The sequence below is a fragment of the Arenimonas caeni genome (assembly GCF_003024235.1).
GTDB classification, from domain to species: Bacteria; Pseudomonadota; Gammaproteobacteria; order Xanthomonadales; family Xanthomonadaceae; genus Arenimonas; species Arenimonas caeni.
The window spans coordinates 52,584-69,757 of sequence record NZ_KZ679097.1 but is presented as its reverse complement, the minus strand read 5'-3'; the positions used below and the strand labels follow the sequence as shown (position 1 = coordinate 69,757).

Sequence of the window (17,174 nt, the reverse complement as noted above, 5' to 3'; positions counted from 1 at the left end):
CGAGCCCCCGCCGATCCCGGACGGGCGCCCCGCCCCGGCCGCCGCGCCGGCGGCACCGGCCGCGCCCAGGCCGCGCCCGGCCCCGGCAACGCCGGCCGAACCCGATCCGCTCACCAAGGTCGCCCGCGTCCTGAAGGCCTGGTTCTTCGAAGGCAACGTGCCGGTGAAGCTGGGCGTGCTGGTGCTGCTGTTCGGCGTGGCCGCGGCCATCAAGTACGCCGCCGATGCCGGCTGGCTGACGATGCCGATCGAACTGCGCCTGGCCGGCATCGCCGCCGGCGCCATCGCCGGCCTGGTCTGGGGCCTGCGCAGCGCCGCCGAACGGCCGGCCTTCGGCCTGAGCATCCAGGGCGGCGCCATCGGCATCCTGCTGCTGGTCGTGTTCGCGGCCTTCCGCAATTACCAGGTGCTGGCCGCGATGCCGGCCTTCGTGCTGATCCTGGTACTGGTGGCCGGCGCCAGCGTGCTGGCGGTGAAGCAGGAGGCGCCGGCCCTGGCCGTGCTTGGCTTCATCGGCGGCTACCTCGCGCCCGCGCTGCTCTCGACCGGCAGCGGCAACCACGTGGCCCTGTTCTCGTACTACGCCGTGCTCAACGCCGCGGTGTTCGCCATTGCCTGGAAGCGGCCGTGGCGGGCCCTGAACCTGGTCGGCTTCGCCTTCACCTTCGCCATCGGCGGGCTGTGGGGCGCGAAGTACTACCAGCCAGAGAAGTTCGCCACCGTCGAACCCTTCCTCGTGCTGTTCTTCCTGTTCTACGTCGCCATCCCGGTGCTTTATGCGCTGGCCGGGCGGCAGAAGAACGGCAAGGTCGACGGCAGCCTGCTGTTCGGCACGCCGCTGCTGGCCTTCCCGATGCAGGTGGGCCTGCTGGGCGACGACCGCATGGGCCTGGCCTTCAGCGCGCTGTTCGTGGCGGCGGTCTACACCGGCCTGGCGCTGTGGGCACGCGGCAACCAGCGCCTGCGCGACCTGGCCCAGAGCGCGGCCGGCATGGGCGTGATGTTCGCCACCCTGGCCATCCCGCTGGCGCTGACGGCGCGCTGGACCTCGGCGGCCTGGGCCGTCCAGGGCGCCGGCATGGTCTGGCTGGGCCTGCGCCAGCAGCGCCGGCTGGTGCGCTGGAGCGGCCTGGCCCTGCTGGTGCTGGCGGGCATGGCCTGGATGGTGAGCCTGTTCGACTACAACCTCGGCACGGAAGACCGTTTCGTGCTCAACGGCCACGCGCTCAACCTGGGCCTGCTGACCCTGGCCTGGCTGGCCGCGAGCTGGCTCTACCACCGCGCCGGCAAGGCCTTGGCGCTGCAGGTCATCGTCTTCCTCGGCGGCCTGGGCTGGTGGAGCCTGCTGGGCATGCGCGAGATCGAAGTGAACCTCGACCTGCGCTTCGACACCCTGGCCTACGGCGGCTTCGCCCTGGTGACCGCCGCCCTCGCCGCACTGCTGCGCGGGCCGATGGCCTGGCCGCGGCTGTCGTGGCCGGTGGTGGCCTCGCTGGTGCTGATGCTGCCGCTTTCGCTGGCGTCGCAGGACCACTACTACACGACCCTGTTCGAGTGGCCGCTGCTGCTGTGGTGGCCGCTGCTGGCCGCCGCTCTGGTGACGCTTGCGGCGCTGCGCGAGCCGCGTTCGTCCGGCCTGCCGTTCGCGCACATCGCGTGGCTGATGGCGGTATCGGCGGGGCTGGGCATCACCCTGCTGCGCGTGGCAGGCAACAAGATGGACCTCGGCGACGGCTGGCTGCTGCCGGCGCTGCTGGCGCCGCTGGCCGCGCTGCTCTTCCTCGCCGCCGCGAAGCCGGCCCTGGCCGGCTGGCCCGTGGCCGACCAGTTCCCGCGCTGGCGCAGGGTCTGGCTGGGTATCGCCGGCGCCGGCCTGGGCCTGGGCTGGCTGTTCGGCCACTTCCTGCCCGGCGACAGCGCGCCGCTGCCCTGGCTGCCGCTGCTCAACCCGCTCGAGCTGTCCCTGCTGCTGGGCCTGCTGGCGGCGGCGCTGTGGCTGCGTTCGCACGCCGATCCGCATCGCCTCGGCGGCCTGGCCTGGGCCGGCGCCGCGCTGCTGATGCTGACCATGAGCGTGCTGCGCGCCTGCCATCACCTGGCCAACCTGCCCTGGAGCCCGCGCCTGCTGGCCGAAACCACCCCGCAGGCCAGCCTCACCGTGGCCTGGTGCCTGGCCGGCGTGGTCGCGTGGGTGCTGGGCTCGCGGCGCAGGGACCGGCCGCTGTGGTGGCTGGGCGCGGCGCTGCTGGGCGTGGTGATGCTCAAGCTGATCGCCGTGGACCGGCAGTTCGTCGGCGACATCGCCGGCATCGTGTCCTTCCTGGTGGTGGGTGGCCTGCTGGTGCTGGTCGGCCGCATCGCCCCCACCCCGCCCCGTTCGGAGTAAACGCATGCGATCTGTCTTGATGCTGGGACTGCTGGCCACCGGCCTCGCGAATGCCGCGACCACGCCGCAGGACTATGCGGTGCAGTGGCCGATCCAGGCCGAGGGCGACGCCGCGGCCTACGTGCTCGAGCTCGATGACAGCGTGCTGAGGCACGTGACGCGCGCCGACCTGCGCGACCTGGCCGTGTTCAATGCCGACGGCGAGCCGGTGGCCTTCGCGCCCTGGCCACCGGAAGGCACCGACGAGGAGCTGCTCGAACCGGTGCCGTGGCTGCGCGTGCCGCTGCCGGCGCCGGGCCAGCCCGAGAGCCTGGCGCTGCGGCTCGAGCGCGACGCCGACGGCCGCCTGCGCGGGCTCGACCTGCGCACGAACGACAGTGCGCCGCCGTCCGCCGAACGCCACGACCTGCTGGTCGATCGCGGCGAGGAACCGCCGGTGGTTTCGGCGCTGCACGTCGCGCTGGCCGACGGCGCCGCGCTGCCCGTGAACCTGCGCGTGCGCGTGTCGGCCTCGGACGACCTGGTGGACTGGCGCACGCTGGTGTCGGGCCAGCCGCTGGTGGCGCTGGACGACAACGGCCTGCGCATCGAGCGCCTGGCCCTGGACACCGGCGCCACCGGCGCGCGCTACCTGCGCCTGTCCATCGAGAACGAAGGCCACTGGCCCGCGCTGGCCGGACTGCAAACCGGCCGCACCCTGCGCACCGGCGACGCCCGGGAGTGGCTGACGCTGTCGCTGCAGGGCGTGCCCGTCGACAACGAGCCCGGCTTCTTCGGCTACGCCAGCCCGGCCCCGGTGGCCGTGGAGCGCGTGGACGTGGAGCTGCCGTCCACCAACACCGTCGCCGCCGTGCAGGTCACCGCCCGCGAAGGCGCCGAGGACTGGTGGCGCCCCGTTGCCGGCTTCACCGCCTTCCGCCTGGGCAACAACGGCGACGAAGTGCGCCATTTGGCCCCGCACGTCGGCCTGCACCGCGAGCGCGAGTGGCGCGTGGCCACCCGGCCGGCGCTGGCGCGCGCGCCGCTGCTGCAGCTGCACTACCGCCCCGAACGCTTCGTGATGCTGGCCCAGGGCCCCGGCCCGTACGTGCTCGTTGCCGGAAGCCTGCGCGCGCAGCGCGAGGACTACCCGGTGCAGGCGGCGCTGGCCGCCTCGAACTCGGCGCCGGCCACCGCCAGCCTCGGCGCGATGAGCGAGGCCGGCGGCCAGGCGGCGCTGGCGCCCAAGCGTGGCGAGGATTGGCAGCGGTGGTTGCTGTGGGCGATCCTCGGGATTGGCGCTGCCTTGGTTCTGGTCGTTTCCCTGAAGGTACTGCGTACCGCCCCGCAGGCCGGCTGAGCAGCGAGGATGGCCATGCCGGCGCGTGAAATGCTTGATGTCGCCGTGGCGAAGATCATTTCCCACGGCACTCCCTTGGCACCGGCTGCGTGGGAAGCCTGGGCGATTTTCCTCGTGGAGGTCTTTACCCCGACGCTACTGGTCGCGGTGGGTTCGACCTGCTTCTGGCTGGTGGCCCGGTCAATAGCCGGGCCGGGCCGCGCGGAACCTTCAGGGAGCCACGTGCGCGACCGATAGCGCCGTCAGGCGATCGGCCAGCACGTCGAGCCCCAAAACCGCCGCGCCACCGGGCGAAACGCGCGCCTCCAAACTCGCCTGCGGATCCGCACCATGCGACGGCAGCGGCTCCACCGCGGCCAGCTTGTAGGCCTCGCGGAACGGCAGGCCCGACACGGCCAGTTCGACGGCCTTGTCGGTGGCGTACATGCCGTCGTCGAAGGCCTGCGCCAGGCGCTCGGGCTGCCACTGCATGCCGCGCAGCAGGTTGGGCAACAGGGCCAGCGCACCGAGGCCGCGGCCGAAGGCGTGCACCAGGGCGCCCTTGGTGAACTGCAGGTCGCGGTGGTAGCCGCTGGGCAGCGACAGCAGCTGCTCGAGCTCGGTGCGGGCGGCGGCGATGCTGGCGTAGGTGGCGCGCATCAGCTCGACCAGGTCGGGGTTGCGCTTGTTGGGCATGATCGAGCTGCCGGTGGTGTACTGCGGCGGCAGCTTCACGAAGCCAAACTCGGCGGTGGTGAACAGGCTCAGGTCCCAGGCCAGGCGGCGCAGGTCGAGCACGGCGGCGCCCAGCGCATCGACGGCGGCGAGCTCGAACTTGCCGCGCGATAGCTGCGCGTAGATCGGGCTTACCTGCATGCGGGCGAAGCCCAGCTCCTTCGTGCTGCCCTCGCGGTCGAGCGGCAGGTTCACGCCGTAGCCGGCGGCGGTGCCCAGCGGGTTGGCATCGATCCAATCCGAAGCTTGCTGGGCCCGAACCGCGTCATCAATGAAGGCCTCGGCAAAGCCCGCCCACCACATCGCCGTGGACGACACGACCGCACGCTGCAGGTGCGTGTAGCCCGGCATCGGCAGCGCCTCGGCCTCGGCGCGCTGCAGGCAGACTTCCGCCACCTCGCGGCACAGCGCCTTCGTTTCGCCCAGCTTGCGCTTGAGCCACAGGCGCGTGGCCACCAGGATCTGGTCGTTGCGGCTGCGGCCGGTGTGCACCTTGCGGCCCACGTCGCCCAGGCGCTCGACGAGGCGCGATTCGATGGCCGAATGGCAGTCCTCGTAGCGCTCGTCGAGCACGAAAGCGCCGGCCTTGAAGTCGTCCGAAAGCGTCGCCAGCTCGCGGCAGATCGCCTCGCCCTCCCCGGCCGACAGGATGCCGATGCGCGCCAGCCCGCAAGCGTGCGCGGCCGACGCGACAATGTCGTCGAGGATGAACTCGCGGTCGAGCAGCACGTCGTCGCCGGCCAGGAAGGCCTGGATGCGCGGATCGACCTCGACGCCGGGTTTTTGCCAAAGCAGCTCGCTCATGTCGGTATTCCCATCGTCTCGGGCAGGCCGAAGGCCAGGTTGAGGTTCTGCAGCGCCTGGGTGGCGGCGCCCTTGAGCAGGTTGTCGAGCGTGGACACCACCACCAGCCGGCGCCCGTCGTCGGCCAGCGTGAAGCCGCCGACCTCGACGCCGTGGCGGCCGGCGATGCGGCTGACCCAGGGCGCCTCGTCGGACACGGCCACCAGCGGCTCGCCGGCGTAGGCCTCGCGGTAGCGCTGAACCACCTCGTCGCGGCTGAACGACCGCGCCAGGTGCAGGTTCGCCGTCAGCGTGATGCCGCGGAAGTGCGGCGCCACGTGCGGCATGAACTCCACCGGGTGGCCCAGCTGGCGCGTCACCTCGCGCTCGTGGATATGGCCTGCCAGCGCGTAAGGCATCAGGTTGTCGCGTAGCTTTTCCGGGTCGTTCTTGTCGGACGGGCTGGTGCCGGCGCCGCTGTAGCCCGAGACGCCGAAACACTGCACCGGCCCGGCGAGCGCGTCGCGCATCGGCGCCACGGCCAGTTGCATCGCGGTGGCGTAGCAGCCGGGGTTGCTGATGCGGCGCGCGCCGGCGGCGCGGGCGCGTGTGAGCTCCGGCAGGCCGTAATGCCACGAATCGTCGAAGCGGTAGTCGGCCGAGAGGTCGACCACCACCGGGTCGGCCGCCACCCAATCCAGCGCCGCCACGAAGCCGGCCGCCATGCCGTTCGGCAGCGCCAGCACCAGCGCGTCCACGCCCTGCCCCGCCACGGCCTCGGGGCCGAGGTTGGTGTAGCGCAGGTCGCCGGCGTAGGCGGGCTCGTGGTCGGCGAGCCGCTGGCCGTCGCGCTCGCGCGAAGAGACGAAGGCCAGCGCGAAGCGCGGGTGCGCCGCGACCAGGCGGATCAGTTCGGCGCCGACGTAACCACGTGCGCCGACCAGACCCAGGGAAATACGCTCAGCCACGCCCGCCTCCGTGCTCGAGGATGAAGTCGAGGTTTCGGCGCACCACCGGCCATTCGGTGTCGAGGATGGAGTACACCGCGGTGTCGCGCAGGTGGCCGTCGGGCATGCGCATCTGCCGACGCAGGATGCCGTCGAAGTGCGCGCCCAGGCGCTCGATCGCGGTACGCGAGCGATGGTTCATCACGTGCGTGCGCAGCTCGACCACGCTGCAGCCCATAGCGTCGAAAGCGTGCCCCAGCAGCAGGCGCTTGGCCTCGGTGTTGAGCGCGGTGCGCTGCACCCGCGCCGAATACCAGGTGAAGCCGACCTCGAGGCTCGGCACCACCGGGTCCATGCGGAAGAAGCGCGTGCTGCCCACCGGCTCGCCCTGGGCGTTGCGCACCAGGAAGGGCATGGCCGTACCGGCCTCGCGGTCGGCCATGGCGCGGGCCAAGTAGGCGCGGATCGACTCGGGGCCCGGCACCTGCGTGTACCACAGGTTCCACAGCTCGCCGTCGGCAGCGGCGGCCAGCAGCTCTTCGCCGTGCCCGGGCTGCAGCGGCTCGAGCTTGACGTGGGCGCCCTCGAGAATCGGCGGGATGGACCAGTGCAGGTTCTGCATGTTCAGCCTTTCAGGGTGGCGGGACGGGCCAGGCAGTGGTCCACGGCGAAGCGTATCTGGTCCCAGCCCTCCAGGCCGTACCAGAACACGTTCCAGCGTTCGCCCTTGAGGCAGCCGTCGGCTTCCCCGAAGTAGAAGTCGTTGATGGGGTTGCCGTTGCGTGCGCGCCAGAACAACTGCGGCGTGTCGGCGCGCATCACCTGCCAGGCGGCGCGGCCCAGGCCTTCGCCCTGCGCGTCGTCGCTGACGGCGAACTTGTCCAGGTGCGGGATGCCGTTCTCCTCGGTGATCAGCAGCGCGGCGCGGTAGTGCTCGCTGACGTAGGCCTTGAGCAGCTTCGTGCGCTCGAAGTAGTCCGGCGCCAGCTTGCGGCCGAAGCCGGACTCGACCAGGGCCTTTAGCCGCTTGAAGTCGAGCTTCTTCCAGCTCGTCACCTTGCGCACCTGCTCGCCGCGTCGCACCAGGGTGCCCGAGCCGCGGTGGGTGAACAGCTCCTTGGCCAGCTGGTCAGGCCGGGTGATCGACACCGAGCTCGAGGGAGGAAGCTGCATCAGCAGGTCGTGGATCTGCTGGATCTTCACCTTCATGCCCGAGTGCAGCCAGGGCTGGGCCATCAGCTCGTCGTACTCGGTGCTCAGGTTGATCGAGTCGATCACCCTGCCCTCGTCGTCGAGCAGGCCGCCGGTGCCTGTGAGGAAGATGATCTTGTAGGGCTGCAGGGTCTTGACCAGCTCGTTGGCGGCCCAGTCGGCATTGACGTTGAGGATCTGGCCGCTGCTGGTTTCGCCCAGCGAGGCGATGACCGGGATCGAGCCGACCTTGATGGCCGCGCCGATGCCGGCCACGTCCACGCGCTGCACCTGGCCGACCAGGCCGTACTTGCGCTTGCCGAGATAGTCGCACTCGAACACGCCGGCGGTGATGGACGTGGCGCGCACGCCCTGGGCCTGAAGGGCCTCGACCAGGCGCAGGTTCTCGCGCTGGGCCACCCGCCGCACCACGGCCAGGCCGGCGGCGTCGGTGAAACGCAGGCCGTCGATGGTCTTCTTGGCGATGCCCGCGGCGGCCATCTCCTCGTCGAGCTGCGGGCCGGCGCCGTGGATGACGATCGGGGTCAGGCCCACCTGCTGCAGGAAGGACAGCGAGCTCACCAGCGCGTCGAGCTCGTCGCGCAGGATGGCGCCGCCGACCTTCACCACGGCGAAGCGCGCGGCGTCGACCTGCGAGAAGCGCTTGAGGTATTGCTGGATCTCCTTGGCGCTGGCCATGTTCGACAGCAGCCGGACGATCGTTGTGCGCATTTCGCTCACGCGTGTTGCTCCAGCAGGCGGGTGTAGTGGGCGGCGGCGGCGGCGAGCTGGTCGAGCGCGACCCACTCGTCGGCGGTGTGGGCCTGGGCGATGTCGCCCGGGCCGAAAACAAAGGCGGTGAGGCCGGCAGCCGAGAACAGCGAGGCTTCGGTCCAGAAGTCGACCGCGTTGCCGATCGGCAGGCCCAGCTCGTCGGCCAGGTCGCGGGCGGCCAGGCGCTTTTCCTCGGCGCGGGCGATGTCGCCGGCCGGCAGCGAGGGGCCGCGGAAGGTCTCTTCGTAGTGCGCCAGCGCGGCCGGGTCGGCCAGGCCGCGGAAGGTGGCGTGCATCGCGTCGATGTCCATCGAGGGCAGCGGACGGAAGCCGAAGCGCAGCTCGGCGGCCGGCGCGATCATGTTGGCCTTGATGCCGCCCTCGACGCGGCCGATGTTGAAGCGCAGGCCGGTGAGCCCGCCGAAGCGCGCATGCGACTGCGCCTTGGCGTGGTCGAGCGCCTTCGTGCCCCAGCGCATGGCCTGGTGCACGGCGCTCAGGTCAAATGCGTCGGCGCCCGAGGCATGGCCGGCCTGGCCCTTGAAGCGCATCAGCACCGAGCTGATGCCACGGTGGGCCAGCACCGCCTCGCACATCGTCGGCTCGGCGACGATGGCTTCGCCGAAGCCATGGTCCGAGGCCAGGAAGGCGGCGATGCAGCGCGGATCGTTGGCTTCCTCGTCGCTGCTGAACAGGAAGGCGGCGTCGCCGGTGGTGGCGTTGGCCGCCGCCACCAGGCCCGCGGCCGCGCCCTTGATGTCGCAGGCACCCAGGCCGATGGCCTTGTCGCCGGTCACCCGAAGGGTGTGCGGGTCGGCGCTCCAGTCGGGCGAGGCCGGCACCGTGTCCAGGTGCACGTTGAACAGGCGCCTGGGGTTGCCTCGCACGGCCAGCATCGACACCGCGCCGGCGCCGTGGTCGGTCACCCGCACCTCGAAACCCGGCAGCTGCGCGCGCAGGTAGTCGAAGATGCCGCCGGTGCCGATGGCCCGCGGCGGGTTGCGCGTGTCGAAGCCGACGAGCGCCTCGAGGTGTTGGAGAACATTTGAAAGCATCACCGGTTCCCGTGTCGTCCCTGTAGGAGCGCCTTCAGGCACGAATCTTTTGCCCGCAAGAGCTTCGTGCCTGAAGGCGCTCCTACAGGGGGTTGTCGTCAGTTCTTGTTGATCTCGGCCCAGAGGGTGCTGGACATGCCGAACAGGCGGATGAAGCCTTCCGCCTCCTCGACACCCCAGTCCGCCGACTGCGCGTAGGTCGCTCCCTTGGCGTTGAGCAGGTGCGGCGAGCGCACGGCCACGGCGTCGACCTTGGCGCCCTGGGTCTCGAGCACCACCTCGCCGTTGACGCAGCGCTGGCTGGAGGCCAGGAAGGCCTCGAGGTCGGCCTTGAGCGGGTCGTTGTAGAAGCCCTCGTACACCAGCTCCACCCACTTGCGCGCCACCTCGGGCTTGAAGCGGTTCTGGTGCTTGGTCAGCACCGCCTCTTCCAGCGCGCGGTGCGCGGCCAGCAGCGCGGCCAGGCCGGGCGCTTCGTAGATGATGCGGCCCTTGAGGCCGATGGTGGTGTCGCCGGTGTACATGCCCCGGCCCACGCCGTACTCGGCGAACAGGCCGTTGAGCTTCGCCAGCAGCGCCGCGCCCGCCATCTGCTGGCCGTCCAGCGCCACGGCCTCGCCCTTGCTGAAGGTGAGCGTGACGCGCAGCGGCGCGGCCGGCCATTCGGCGCGCGGCTTGCACCAGCCGCGGGCGCCCTCGCCCGGAGTCTCCCAGCGGTCGATCTCGCCGCCCGAAAGCGTCACGCCCAGCAGGTTCTCGTTGATGGTGTAGCTCTTTTGCTTGGCGCGCACTTCGAAGCCGCGCTCCTCCAGGTAGGCCTGCTCGTAGGCGCGGGTCTGGGTGTGCTCCTTCTGGATTTCGCGGATCGGAGCGACAATCTGGTAGTCGCCGGCGGCCTTCACCGCCAGGTCGAAGCGCACCTGGTCGTTGCCCATGCCGGTGCAGCCGTGGGCGATGGCGTTCGTGCCCAGCTCGGCGGCGCGCTTGAGCGCGGCGTCGACGATCAGGTAGCGGTCGGAGACCAGCAGCGGGTACTGGCCCTGGTAACCCTCGCCGGCCATCACGAAGGGCTTCACGAAGCCCTCCCAGATCGCCGGGCCGCCGTCCACGGTGACGTGGCTGGCGGCGCCCAGCTCGGCCGCGCGGACCTCGATGTAGGCGCGCTCTTCGGCATCCACGCCGCCGGTGTCGGCGAACACGGTATGCACGGCCCAGCCGCGCTCGCGCAGGTAGGGGATGCAGAAGCTGGTGTCGAGGCCGCCGGAGAAGGCCAGCACGATGTTCTTGTCGGTCATTGCATGTTCCTTGGAAGCCCTCCCCCAGCGGGAGACGGGTTGGGGAGAGGGGTTTACTGCGTCGCCAGCGCCGCCATCACCGCCTTCTGCACGTGCAGGCGGTTCTCGGCCTCTTCGATGGCGATGCAGTTGGGCGAATCCATTACGCCGTCGGTGGCCTTGACGTTGCGGCGCAGCGGCAGGCAGTGGCTGAAGACGCCGTTGTTGGTCAGGGCCATCTTGGCCTCGTCGACGATGAAGTGCTTGTGCGCCTCGCGGATCGGCTTTTCCTGGTCCCAGCGGCCGAAGTAAGGGATCGCACCCCAGCTCTTGGCGTAGACCACGTCGGCGCCGGTGTAGGCCTCGGCGATGTCGTGGCTGATGCGGAAAGACCCGCCGGACTCGGCCACGTTGTCCTTGGCCCAGCCCAGGTAGCGCTCGTCTAGCGCGTACTCCGGCGTCGGGCACAGCAGGGTCACGTCCATGCCCAGGCGCGTGGCGATCGTCAGCGCCGAATTGGCCACGGCGGTGTTGAGCGGCTTGGGATGGTAAGTCCAGGTGAGCACGTACTTCCTGCCGCGCAGGTCGGCCGTTCCGAAGTGCTCCTGCAGCGCCAGCGCGTGCGCCAGCTCCTGGCAGGGGTGGGTGATGGTCTCGAGGTTGATCACCGGCACGGTCGAATACTTCGCGAACGCGCGCAGCACCCGGTCCTCGCGATCCACGGCCCAATCGAGGAACTTCGGGAAGGCGCGCACCGCCACCAGGTCCACGTAGCGCGACAGCACCCGCGCCACCTCGGCGATGTGCTCCTCGGCCTCGCCGTCCATCACCGTGCCCAGCTCGAACTCGATCGGCCAGGCGTCCTTGCCCGGCTGCAGCACCACCGCGTGGCCGCCGAGCTGGAAGGCACCGAGCTCGAAGCTGGTGCGGGTGCGCAGCGAGGGGTTGAAGAAGACCAGGGCGATGGACCGGCCCTTGAGCTGCTGCCCGGCCTGGCCGGCCTTGAAGGCGGCCGCCTGGGCCAGCACGGCGTCGAGCTCGGTGCGGGTCCAGTCCTGGGTGTTGAGGAAATGCTTCATTGGCGTGTCCTGGAGGGGATTTCGGGGGCCGGAAAACAAAAAAGCCCAGCGCGGGGCTGGGCTTTCAGGCGAACGTGCAGGCGCGTCCGGTTACCCAGCGAAACTGTGGGGTTCCGGTCGGCGCGCGCGCGAGGTCATGCCCGCCGCCATGCGGGCGGAGGTCAGGACGTCGGCATTGGCCTTGGTCTGCGTCATGGGAGGGAGTATGAGGCCGGCCGGGCGGGCCCGCAACTCAGCGGACGTAGCCGGCTTCGTCCGGGGTCACCGAGACCCGGACGCGCAGGCGGTTGCCCGGGTCGTAGGGGAGCCGGGAGACGTATTTTTCGCCCTTGTACATGTATTCGACGTCGTAGCCGACCACCTGGGTCTCCTCGCGCTCGACCTCGACGATGCGGCAGCCCCGGGCTTCGGCCTCGGCGCGCTGGCGGGCGATGTTGTTGCCGATGGCGCCGCCGGCGACCGCGCCGGCCACGGTGGCGGCCTTGCGGCCGTCGCCCTTGCCCACCTGGTTGCCCAGGGCCGCGCCGACCAGGGCGCCGACCACGGTGCCGGTGGTGGTGGAACCCGACTCCCGGTACTCGACGTCGTCGCAGCGCTCTTCGGGGGTGCGGGTGCGCACCACGTCGACCACCTCGTCGGCACGCAGCACCTGGGCGTAGCCGTAGCTGATGTTCTCGGGCACGGCGCGGGCGTAACCCTCGTAATCCTCGTCGGAGTAGCGGCTGTCGGGACCGTACTGGGCAAGCGCGGGTGCGCTGGCCAGGGCGAGGACCATCAGGGGCAGCAACCGGGGGACGTGGCGCATGGTTCGATACTCCGTACGGACGCTGGAATTCAAGCACCGGACGGCTGAACCCTGCCCTAAGATTTTCGTTAGTACGACGGGCCGGGCTTGCTAGACTTCAGCTTTCCGCCTGCGCCCCGCCATGGAACTGCGACTTTACAACAACCTCACCCGTGCACTGGAGGTCTTCGAGCCCCAGGACCCGAACCGGGTCACGATGTACGTCTGCGGGCCGACCGTCTACAACTACGTGCACATCGGCAACGCCCGGCCCTACGTGGTGTTCGGCCTGCTGGCCAACCTGCTGCGCCGCCGCTACGGCCGGCTGGTCTACGCCCGCAACATCACCGACGTGGACGACAAGATCAACCAGGCCGCCGCCGAGCAGGGCGTGCCGATCGGCGAGATCACGGGCAAGTTCGCCCAGGCCTTCGCCGGGGACATGGCCAGGCTGGGCATCGACCCGCCCGACGTCAGCCCGCACGCCACCGCCCACATCCCGCACATCATCGCGATGATCGAGCGGCTGATCGACTCCGGCCACGCCTATGCCGCCGAGGGCCACGTGCTGTTCTCGGTGGCCAGCTTCCCGGACTACGGCCGGCTCTCGCGCCGCGACCCGGACGAAATGCTGGCCGGCGCCCGCGTCGAGGTGGCCCCGTACAAGCGCGACCCCGGCGATTTCGTGCTCTGGAAGCCCTCCACCCCGGACCTGCCGGGCTGGGACTCGCCCTGGGGCCGCGGCCGCCCGGGCTGGCACATCGAGTGCTCGGCGATGGCCGAGGCGCACCTGGGCGACACCATCGACATCCATGCCGGCGGCGTCGACCTGCAGTTCCCGCACCACGAGAACGAGATCGCCCAGTCCACCTGCGCCCACGGCGGCGCGGTGTTCGCGCGCTTCTGGCTGCACAACGGCCTGCTCAATTTCGACGGCGCCAAGATGTCCAAGTCCATCGGCAACGTCGCCCGCGTGCACGAGCTGCTGGAAAAGCACCCGCCCGAGGCCCTGCGCTACGCACTGCTTTCGGCCCACTACCGGCAGCCGCTGGAGTGGTCGGACGCGCTGATCGAGCAGAGCGTGCGCACGCTCGACCGCCTCTACGGCACCCTGCGCGACCTGGCCGGCGTGCCGGCCACCGAGCCGATCGTGCCGGTGGCGGTGGAGTCGGCCCTGTGCGACGACCTCAACACGCCGGCGGCCCTGGCCGAGCTCTCGCGCATCGCCGGCGAGGCCCGCAAGGCCGAGTCGCCCATCGCCCGGGCCAGCCTCAAGGCCGAGCTGCTCGGCGCCGGCCTGCTGCTGGGCCTGCTGCAGCAGGCGCCGGAGGCCTGGTTCAACCGCGGCGAGGCCGGCGACGACAGTCGCATCCAGGCCCTGGTGGAAGAACGCAACGCCGCCAAGGCTTCGCGCGACTTCGTGCGCGCCGACGCCATCCGCAAGCAGCTGGCCGAGGAAGGCATCCTGCTCGAGGACACGCCCCAGGGCGTGCGCTGGAGGCGCGCCTGATGCAGCCGGCCGAAGCCACCGCCGCCGAGGCCCAGGCCGCCATCGCCGAGGAATTCTCCTTCTTCGGCGACTGGTCCGAGCGCTACCAGTACCTGATCGACCTGGGCCGCAAGCTGCCGGTCTTCCCCGAACAGTGGAAGACCGAGGAGCACCGGCTGCACGGCTGCCAGTCACTGGTGTGGATCGTGGCCGAGGGTGACGCCGACCGGCTCGAGTTCCACGCCATCAGCGACTCGAGCATCGTCTCGGGGCTCATCTACCTGGCGCTGCGCGTCTATTCGGGGCGCAGCGCGAAGGAGATCCTGGCCACGTCCCCGGACTACATCGCCGCCATCGGGCTTGCGAAGCACCTTTCTCCGACGCGCAGCAACGGCCTGGCCTCGCTGCTCGCTTTCATCCAGGACACCGCCCGCCGGCACGCGCCGGACTGACAGGAGCCTCCATGCCCCGCCTTCGCCTGCTGGCCAGCTGCCTGGCCGTCGCCCTCGCCTTCCCCGCCCTGGCCGACGCGCCGCCCAGCCTGGCCCCGCCGCTGGCGCGGATGGCCGCGCAGCCGCAGGCGATGGCTCCCGTCGTGGCCCGCTTCCGGGCCGACCTTGCCAGCCTCGAGCGGGTGCAGGACGCCACCGCCGGCGTCCGCCGGGAGGCGGCGCTGCGCCGGCTCTACACCGACTGGCAGGCGCGGCTGGCGGAGATCGACCCGGCCTCGCTGGGCGTCGAGGACCGCCTCGACCATGCCCTGTTCCAGCGCGAGCTGGCCTACCGGCTCGTCCAGCTCGACTTCCAGCGCGGGCGCGTGGGCGAAGCCGCGCCGCTGCTGCCGGGCGTGGACAGGCTGGTGGCCCTGGTCGAGGCCCGTCGCGCCAATGAATACCCCGACGGCCGCGCCAGCGCCCAGGTACTCGACGAAGTCCGCGGCCAGCTGGCCGCGCTCGGGGCCCGGCTCGACAAGGACGCGAAGGCCGCCGGCACCACGCCCATCGTCGCCCACCGTGCCGCCCGGCTGCTCGAGAACGTGCGTGCCGACCTCAAGCAGTGGTACGGCTTCCACGCCGGCTACGACCCCGACTTCAGCTGGTGGACCCGCCAGCCCTACGAGGCCCTCGACCAGCAGCTCGAGGCCCACGCCCGGCTGCTGCGCGACAAGCTCGCCGGGGCCAGCGACCCGGAAACCATCATCGGCGACCCGATCGGCCGCCAGGCCCTGCTCGAGGGCCTGCGCCACGAGCTGATCCCCTACACGCCCGAACAGCTGATGGACCTGGCCGAACGCGAACTGGCCTGGTGCGAGCGCGAGCTGGCCAGGGCCGCCGCCGACATGGGCGCGAAGGACTGGCGCGAAGCGCTGGAGATGGTCAAGTCGCGCCACCCGGCGCCGGGCGGGCAGCCGAAGCTGGTGGTCGAGCTGGCCGACGAAGCCATCGCCTGGCTCGAGGCGCGCGAGATGGTCACCATCCCCGAGCTGGCCAGGCGCGACTGGCGCATGACCATGCTCAGCCCCGAGTACCAGCTGCAGGCGCCGTTCTTCCTCGGCGGCCAGGACGTGTGGGTGGCCTACCCCACCGACACCATGCCGCACGACAAGAAGCTGATGGCGCTGCGCGGCAACAACCGCCACTTCTCGCGCGCGGTCGTGCACCACGAGCTCATCCCGGGCCACCACCTGCAGTACTTCTACAACAGCCGCCACCAGACCCACCGCGAGCTGTTCGACACGCCGTTCTGGACCGAGGGCTGGGCGCTGTACTGGGAGTTCCGGCTCTGGGACGAGGGCTTCGCCACGACGCCCGAGGACAGGATCGGCATGCTGTTCTGGCGCAGCCACCGCGCTGCCCGCATCCTGTTCTCGCTGGGCTTCCACCTGGGCAAGATGACGCCGGACGAGGCGGTGGAGCTGCTGGTCGACCGGGTCGGCCACGAGCGCGAGAACGCCCGCGCCGAGGTGCGCCGCAGTTTCGCCGGCGACTACGGCCCGCTCTACCAGATCGCCTACATGATCGGCGGCCTGCAGTTCCGCGAGCTGCACCGGGAATTCGTGCAGTCCGGCCGGATGAGCGAGCGCGAGTTCCACGACACCATCCTGATGGGCGGCCCCATGCCGGTCGCCGCGGTGCGCGCGCGCCTGTCCGGGGACGTGCCTGCCGAGGGCCTGCGCGCCGACTGGCGCTTCTACCGCTTCGATTGAGCGTTTTTTGATTGNGTGCCTGCCGAGGGCCTGCGCGCCGACTGGCGCTTCTACCGCTTCGATTGAGCGTTTTTTGATTGGCCACGGATGAACACGGATAGACACGGATAGAGAAAGAGCAACCTTTAATTGGCTCTTGCCCTATCCGTGTCTATCCGTGTTCATCCGTGGCAAAAAACAAAAAGCCCCGGTTTCCCGGGGCTTGTTTGCTTCCGAAGCCGGGGCGCTTATTCGCCCATTTGTTTCTGGCGGTGTTCCCAGCGCTCCTGGGCGTCGATGGTGCGCTCGGCGGTGAGGCGGGCTTCGAGGCGCTCGAGGCCGATTTCCTCGCCGGTGTCCACGCAGTAGCCGTAGCTGCCATCCTCGATGCGCTTGAGCGTGCTGTCGATCTTGCTGATCAGCTTGCGGTAGCGGTCGCGGGTGCGCAGCTCGAGGCTGTTCTCGGACTCGCGGCTGGCGCGCTCGGCTTCGTCACCGACGTCACGCACTTCTTCCTTGAGGTTCTCGATGGTCTGCTTGGACTCCTCGACCAGCTCCTCCTTCCACTGCAGCAGGCGCTGGCGGAAGTATTCGAGCTGCATCGGGCCCATGTATTCCTCTTTGGCGCTGGGCTTGTAGCCCGCCGGCAGCTCGACGCGGCCAACGCGCGCCGGCATCGGCTTGATGCGCTCGGGACGCGGCGTCGCCGGCTTGACGTAACCGGCCACCACGCCGCGCTTGGGCGCAGGCTTGGCCGGGGCCGGAGCCGGGGCGACCTTGGCCGGAGCCGTGGCCTTGGCCGGCGTGGCCGCCTTGGCCGGCGCCGGCTTCGCGGCGGGCTTCGCGGCGGACTTGGCCACCGGCTTGGCGACGGGCTTCGCGACAGGCTTGGCCACCGGCTTCGCGGCCGGCTTGGCCTTGGCGGGCGCAGCAGCCTTCTTCACCGGCTTGGCGGCCGGCTTGGCAGCCTTCTTCGCCGGCGCGGCTTTCCTGGCCGGAGCCGCCTTCTTGGCGGGCTTGGCGGCCGCCTTCTTGGCGACCGGCTTGGCGGCCTTCTTCACGGGCTTGGCCACCTTCTTGGCGACCGTCTTCGCGGGCTTGGCGGCCGGCTTGGCCTTGGCCACCGGCTTCTTCACCGGCTTGGCGGCCTTGGCAGCCTTCTTGGGCGCCGGCT

General features: G+C 70.6%; 14 protein-coding genes. 5 read left to right on the top strand and 9 right to left on the bottom strand.

The annotated features are described in order from the left end of the window. A partial coding sequence (locus tag C6N40_RS11855; RefSeq protein ID WP_106991240.1) for a DUF2339 domain-containing protein occupies nt 1-2,386 on the top strand: 2,386 nt, incomplete at its 5' end. Between the two features lie 4 nt (nt 2,387-2,390). After that, nucleotides 2,391-3,725: a DUF3999 family protein gene (locus C6N40_RS11850; protein WP_106991239.1), complete on the top strand. Its 1,335-nt coding sequence runs from the start codon at nt 2,391-2,393 to the stop codon at nt 3,723-3,725. A gap of 210 nt (nt 3,726-3,935) precedes the next feature. Here C6N40_RS11850 and C6N40_RS11845 read toward each other — a convergent pair whose 3' ends face one another. From C6N40_RS11845 to C6N40_RS11810, 8 genes are all read right to left on the bottom strand, one after another. After that, the gene (locus C6N40_RS11845; RefSeq protein WP_106991238.1) at nt 3,936-5,243 is read right to left on the bottom strand and encodes an argininosuccinate lyase; all 1,308 of its coding nucleotides are present in this window, start codon (nt 5,241-5,243) and stop codon (nt 3,936-3,938) included. After that, the gene (gene argC, locus C6N40_RS11840) at nt 5,240-6,190 is read right to left on the bottom strand and encodes an N-acetyl-gamma-glutamyl-phosphate reductase (protein WP_106991237.1); all 951 of its coding nucleotides are present in this window, start codon (nt 6,188-6,190) and stop codon (nt 5,240-5,242) included. Before argC ends, C6N40_RS11845 begins: the two co-directional genes overlap by 4 nt. After that, nucleotides 6,183-6,791 carry a GNAT family N-acetyltransferase gene (locus tag C6N40_RS11835; RefSeq protein ID WP_106991236.1) on the bottom strand — a complete coding sequence of 203 codons (609 nt, stop codon included), beginning with the start codon at nt 6,789-6,791 and terminating at the stop codon, nt 6,183-6,185. Before C6N40_RS11835 ends, argC begins: the two co-directional genes overlap by 8 nt. 2 nt (nt 6,792-6,793) lie before the next feature. Continuing rightward, entirely contained in the window at nt 6,794-8,092 is a 1,299-nt protein-coding gene (locus C6N40_RS11830) for an acetylglutamate kinase (protein WP_106991247.1), read from the bottom strand. A gap of 5 nt (nt 8,093-8,097) precedes the next feature. Then, nucleotides 8,098-9,189 carry an acetylornithine deacetylase gene (locus tag C6N40_RS11825; protein ID WP_106991235.1) on the bottom strand — a complete coding sequence of 364 codons (1,092 nt, stop codon included), beginning with the start codon at nt 9,187-9,189 and terminating at the stop codon, nt 8,098-8,100. A gap of 98 nt (nt 9,190-9,287) precedes the next feature. Beyond that, nucleotides 9,288-10,484, bottom strand: a complete 1,197-nt coding sequence (locus C6N40_RS11820) for an argininosuccinate synthase (protein WP_106991234.1) — start codon at nt 10,482-10,484, stop codon at nt 9,288-9,290. Between the two features lie 53 nt (nt 10,485-10,537). Next, nucleotides 10,538-11,542, bottom strand: a complete 1,005-nt coding sequence (locus C6N40_RS11815; RefSeq protein ID WP_106991233.1) for an N-acetylornithine carbamoyltransferase — start codon at nt 11,540-11,542, stop codon at nt 10,538-10,540. 232 nt (nt 11,543-11,774) lie between these two features. Beyond that, nucleotides 11,775-12,347, bottom strand: a complete 573-nt coding sequence (locus C6N40_RS11810; RefSeq protein WP_240183514.1) for a glycine zipper 2TM domain-containing protein — start codon at nt 12,345-12,347, stop codon at nt 11,775-11,777. A gap of 121 nt (nt 12,348-12,468) precedes the next feature. Between C6N40_RS11810 and cysS the strand changes: the two genes are divergently transcribed. The 3 genes from cysS to C6N40_RS11795 are packed head-to-tail and all read left to right on the top strand — an operon-like array spanning nt 12,469 to nt 16,021. After that, nucleotides 12,469-13,836, top strand: a complete 1,368-nt coding sequence (gene cysS, locus C6N40_RS11805) for a cysteine--tRNA ligase (protein ID WP_106991231.1) — start codon at nt 12,469-12,471, stop codon at nt 13,834-13,836. Further along, nucleotides 13,836-14,267 (top strand): SufE family protein, encoded by a 432-nt coding sequence (locus tag C6N40_RS11800; protein ID WP_106991230.1) that lies wholly within the window; start codon nt 13,836-13,838, stop codon nt 14,265-14,267. Before cysS ends, C6N40_RS11800 begins: the two co-directional genes overlap by 1 nt. 11 nt (nt 14,268-14,278) lie before the next feature. After that, complete coding sequence (locus C6N40_RS11795; protein ID WP_106991229.1) at nt 14,279-16,021, top strand: DUF885 family protein; 1,743 nt, start codon at nt 14,279-14,281, stop codon at nt 16,019-16,021. 227 nt (nt 16,022-16,248) lie between these two features. On the opposite strand, the gene dksA is transcribed toward C6N40_RS11795, so the two are convergent. Next, the gene (gene dksA / locus C6N40_RS11790) at nt 16,249-17,136 is read right to left on the bottom strand and encodes an RNA polymerase-binding protein DksA (protein ID WP_425477715.1); all 888 of its coding nucleotides are present in this window, start codon (nt 17,134-17,136) and stop codon (nt 16,249-16,251) included. Nucleotides 17,137-17,174: the final 38 nt, after the last annotated feature.

Coding starts and splice junctions, on each gene's coding strand:
- C6N40_RS11850 (WP_106991239.1), top strand. CDS start 2,391: ATGCGATCTGTCTTGATGCTGGGACTGCTGGCCACCGGCCTCGCGAAT.
- C6N40_RS11845 (WP_106991238.1), bottom strand. CDS start 5,243: ATGAGCGAGCTGCTTTGGCAAAAACCCGGCGTCGAGGTCGATCCGCGC.
- C6N40_RS11835 (WP_106991236.1), bottom strand. CDS start 6,791: ATGCAGAACCTGCACTGGTCCATCCCGCCGATTCTCGAGGGCGCCCAC.
- C6N40_RS11830 (WP_106991247.1), bottom strand. CDS start 8,092: ATGCGCACAACGATCGTCCGGCTGCTGTCGAACATGGCCAGCGCCAAG.
- C6N40_RS11825 (WP_106991235.1), bottom strand. CDS start 9,189: ATGCTTTCAAATGTTCTCCAACACCTCGAGGCGCTCGTCGGCTTCGAC.
- C6N40_RS11820 (WP_106991234.1), bottom strand. CDS start 10,484: ATGACCGACAAGAACATCGTGCTGGCCTTCTCCGGCGGCCTCGACACC.
- C6N40_RS11815 (WP_106991233.1), bottom strand. CDS start 11,542: ATGAAGCATTTCCTCAACACCCAGGACTGGACCCGCACCGAGCTCGAC.
- C6N40_RS11810 (WP_240183514.1), bottom strand. CDS start 12,347: ATGCGCCACGTCCCCCGGTTGCTGCCCCTGATGGTCCTCGCCCTGGCC.
- cysS (WP_106991231.1), top strand. CDS start 12,469: ATGGAACTGCGACTTTACAACAACCTCACCCGTGCACTGGAGGTCTTC.
- C6N40_RS11800 (WP_106991230.1), top strand. CDS start 13,836: ATGCAGCCGGCCGAAGCCACCGCCGCCGAGGCCCAGGCCGCCATCGCC.
- C6N40_RS11795 (WP_106991229.1), top strand. CDS start 14,279: ATGCCCCGCCTTCGCCTGCTGGCCAGCTGCCTGGCCGTCGCCCTCGCC.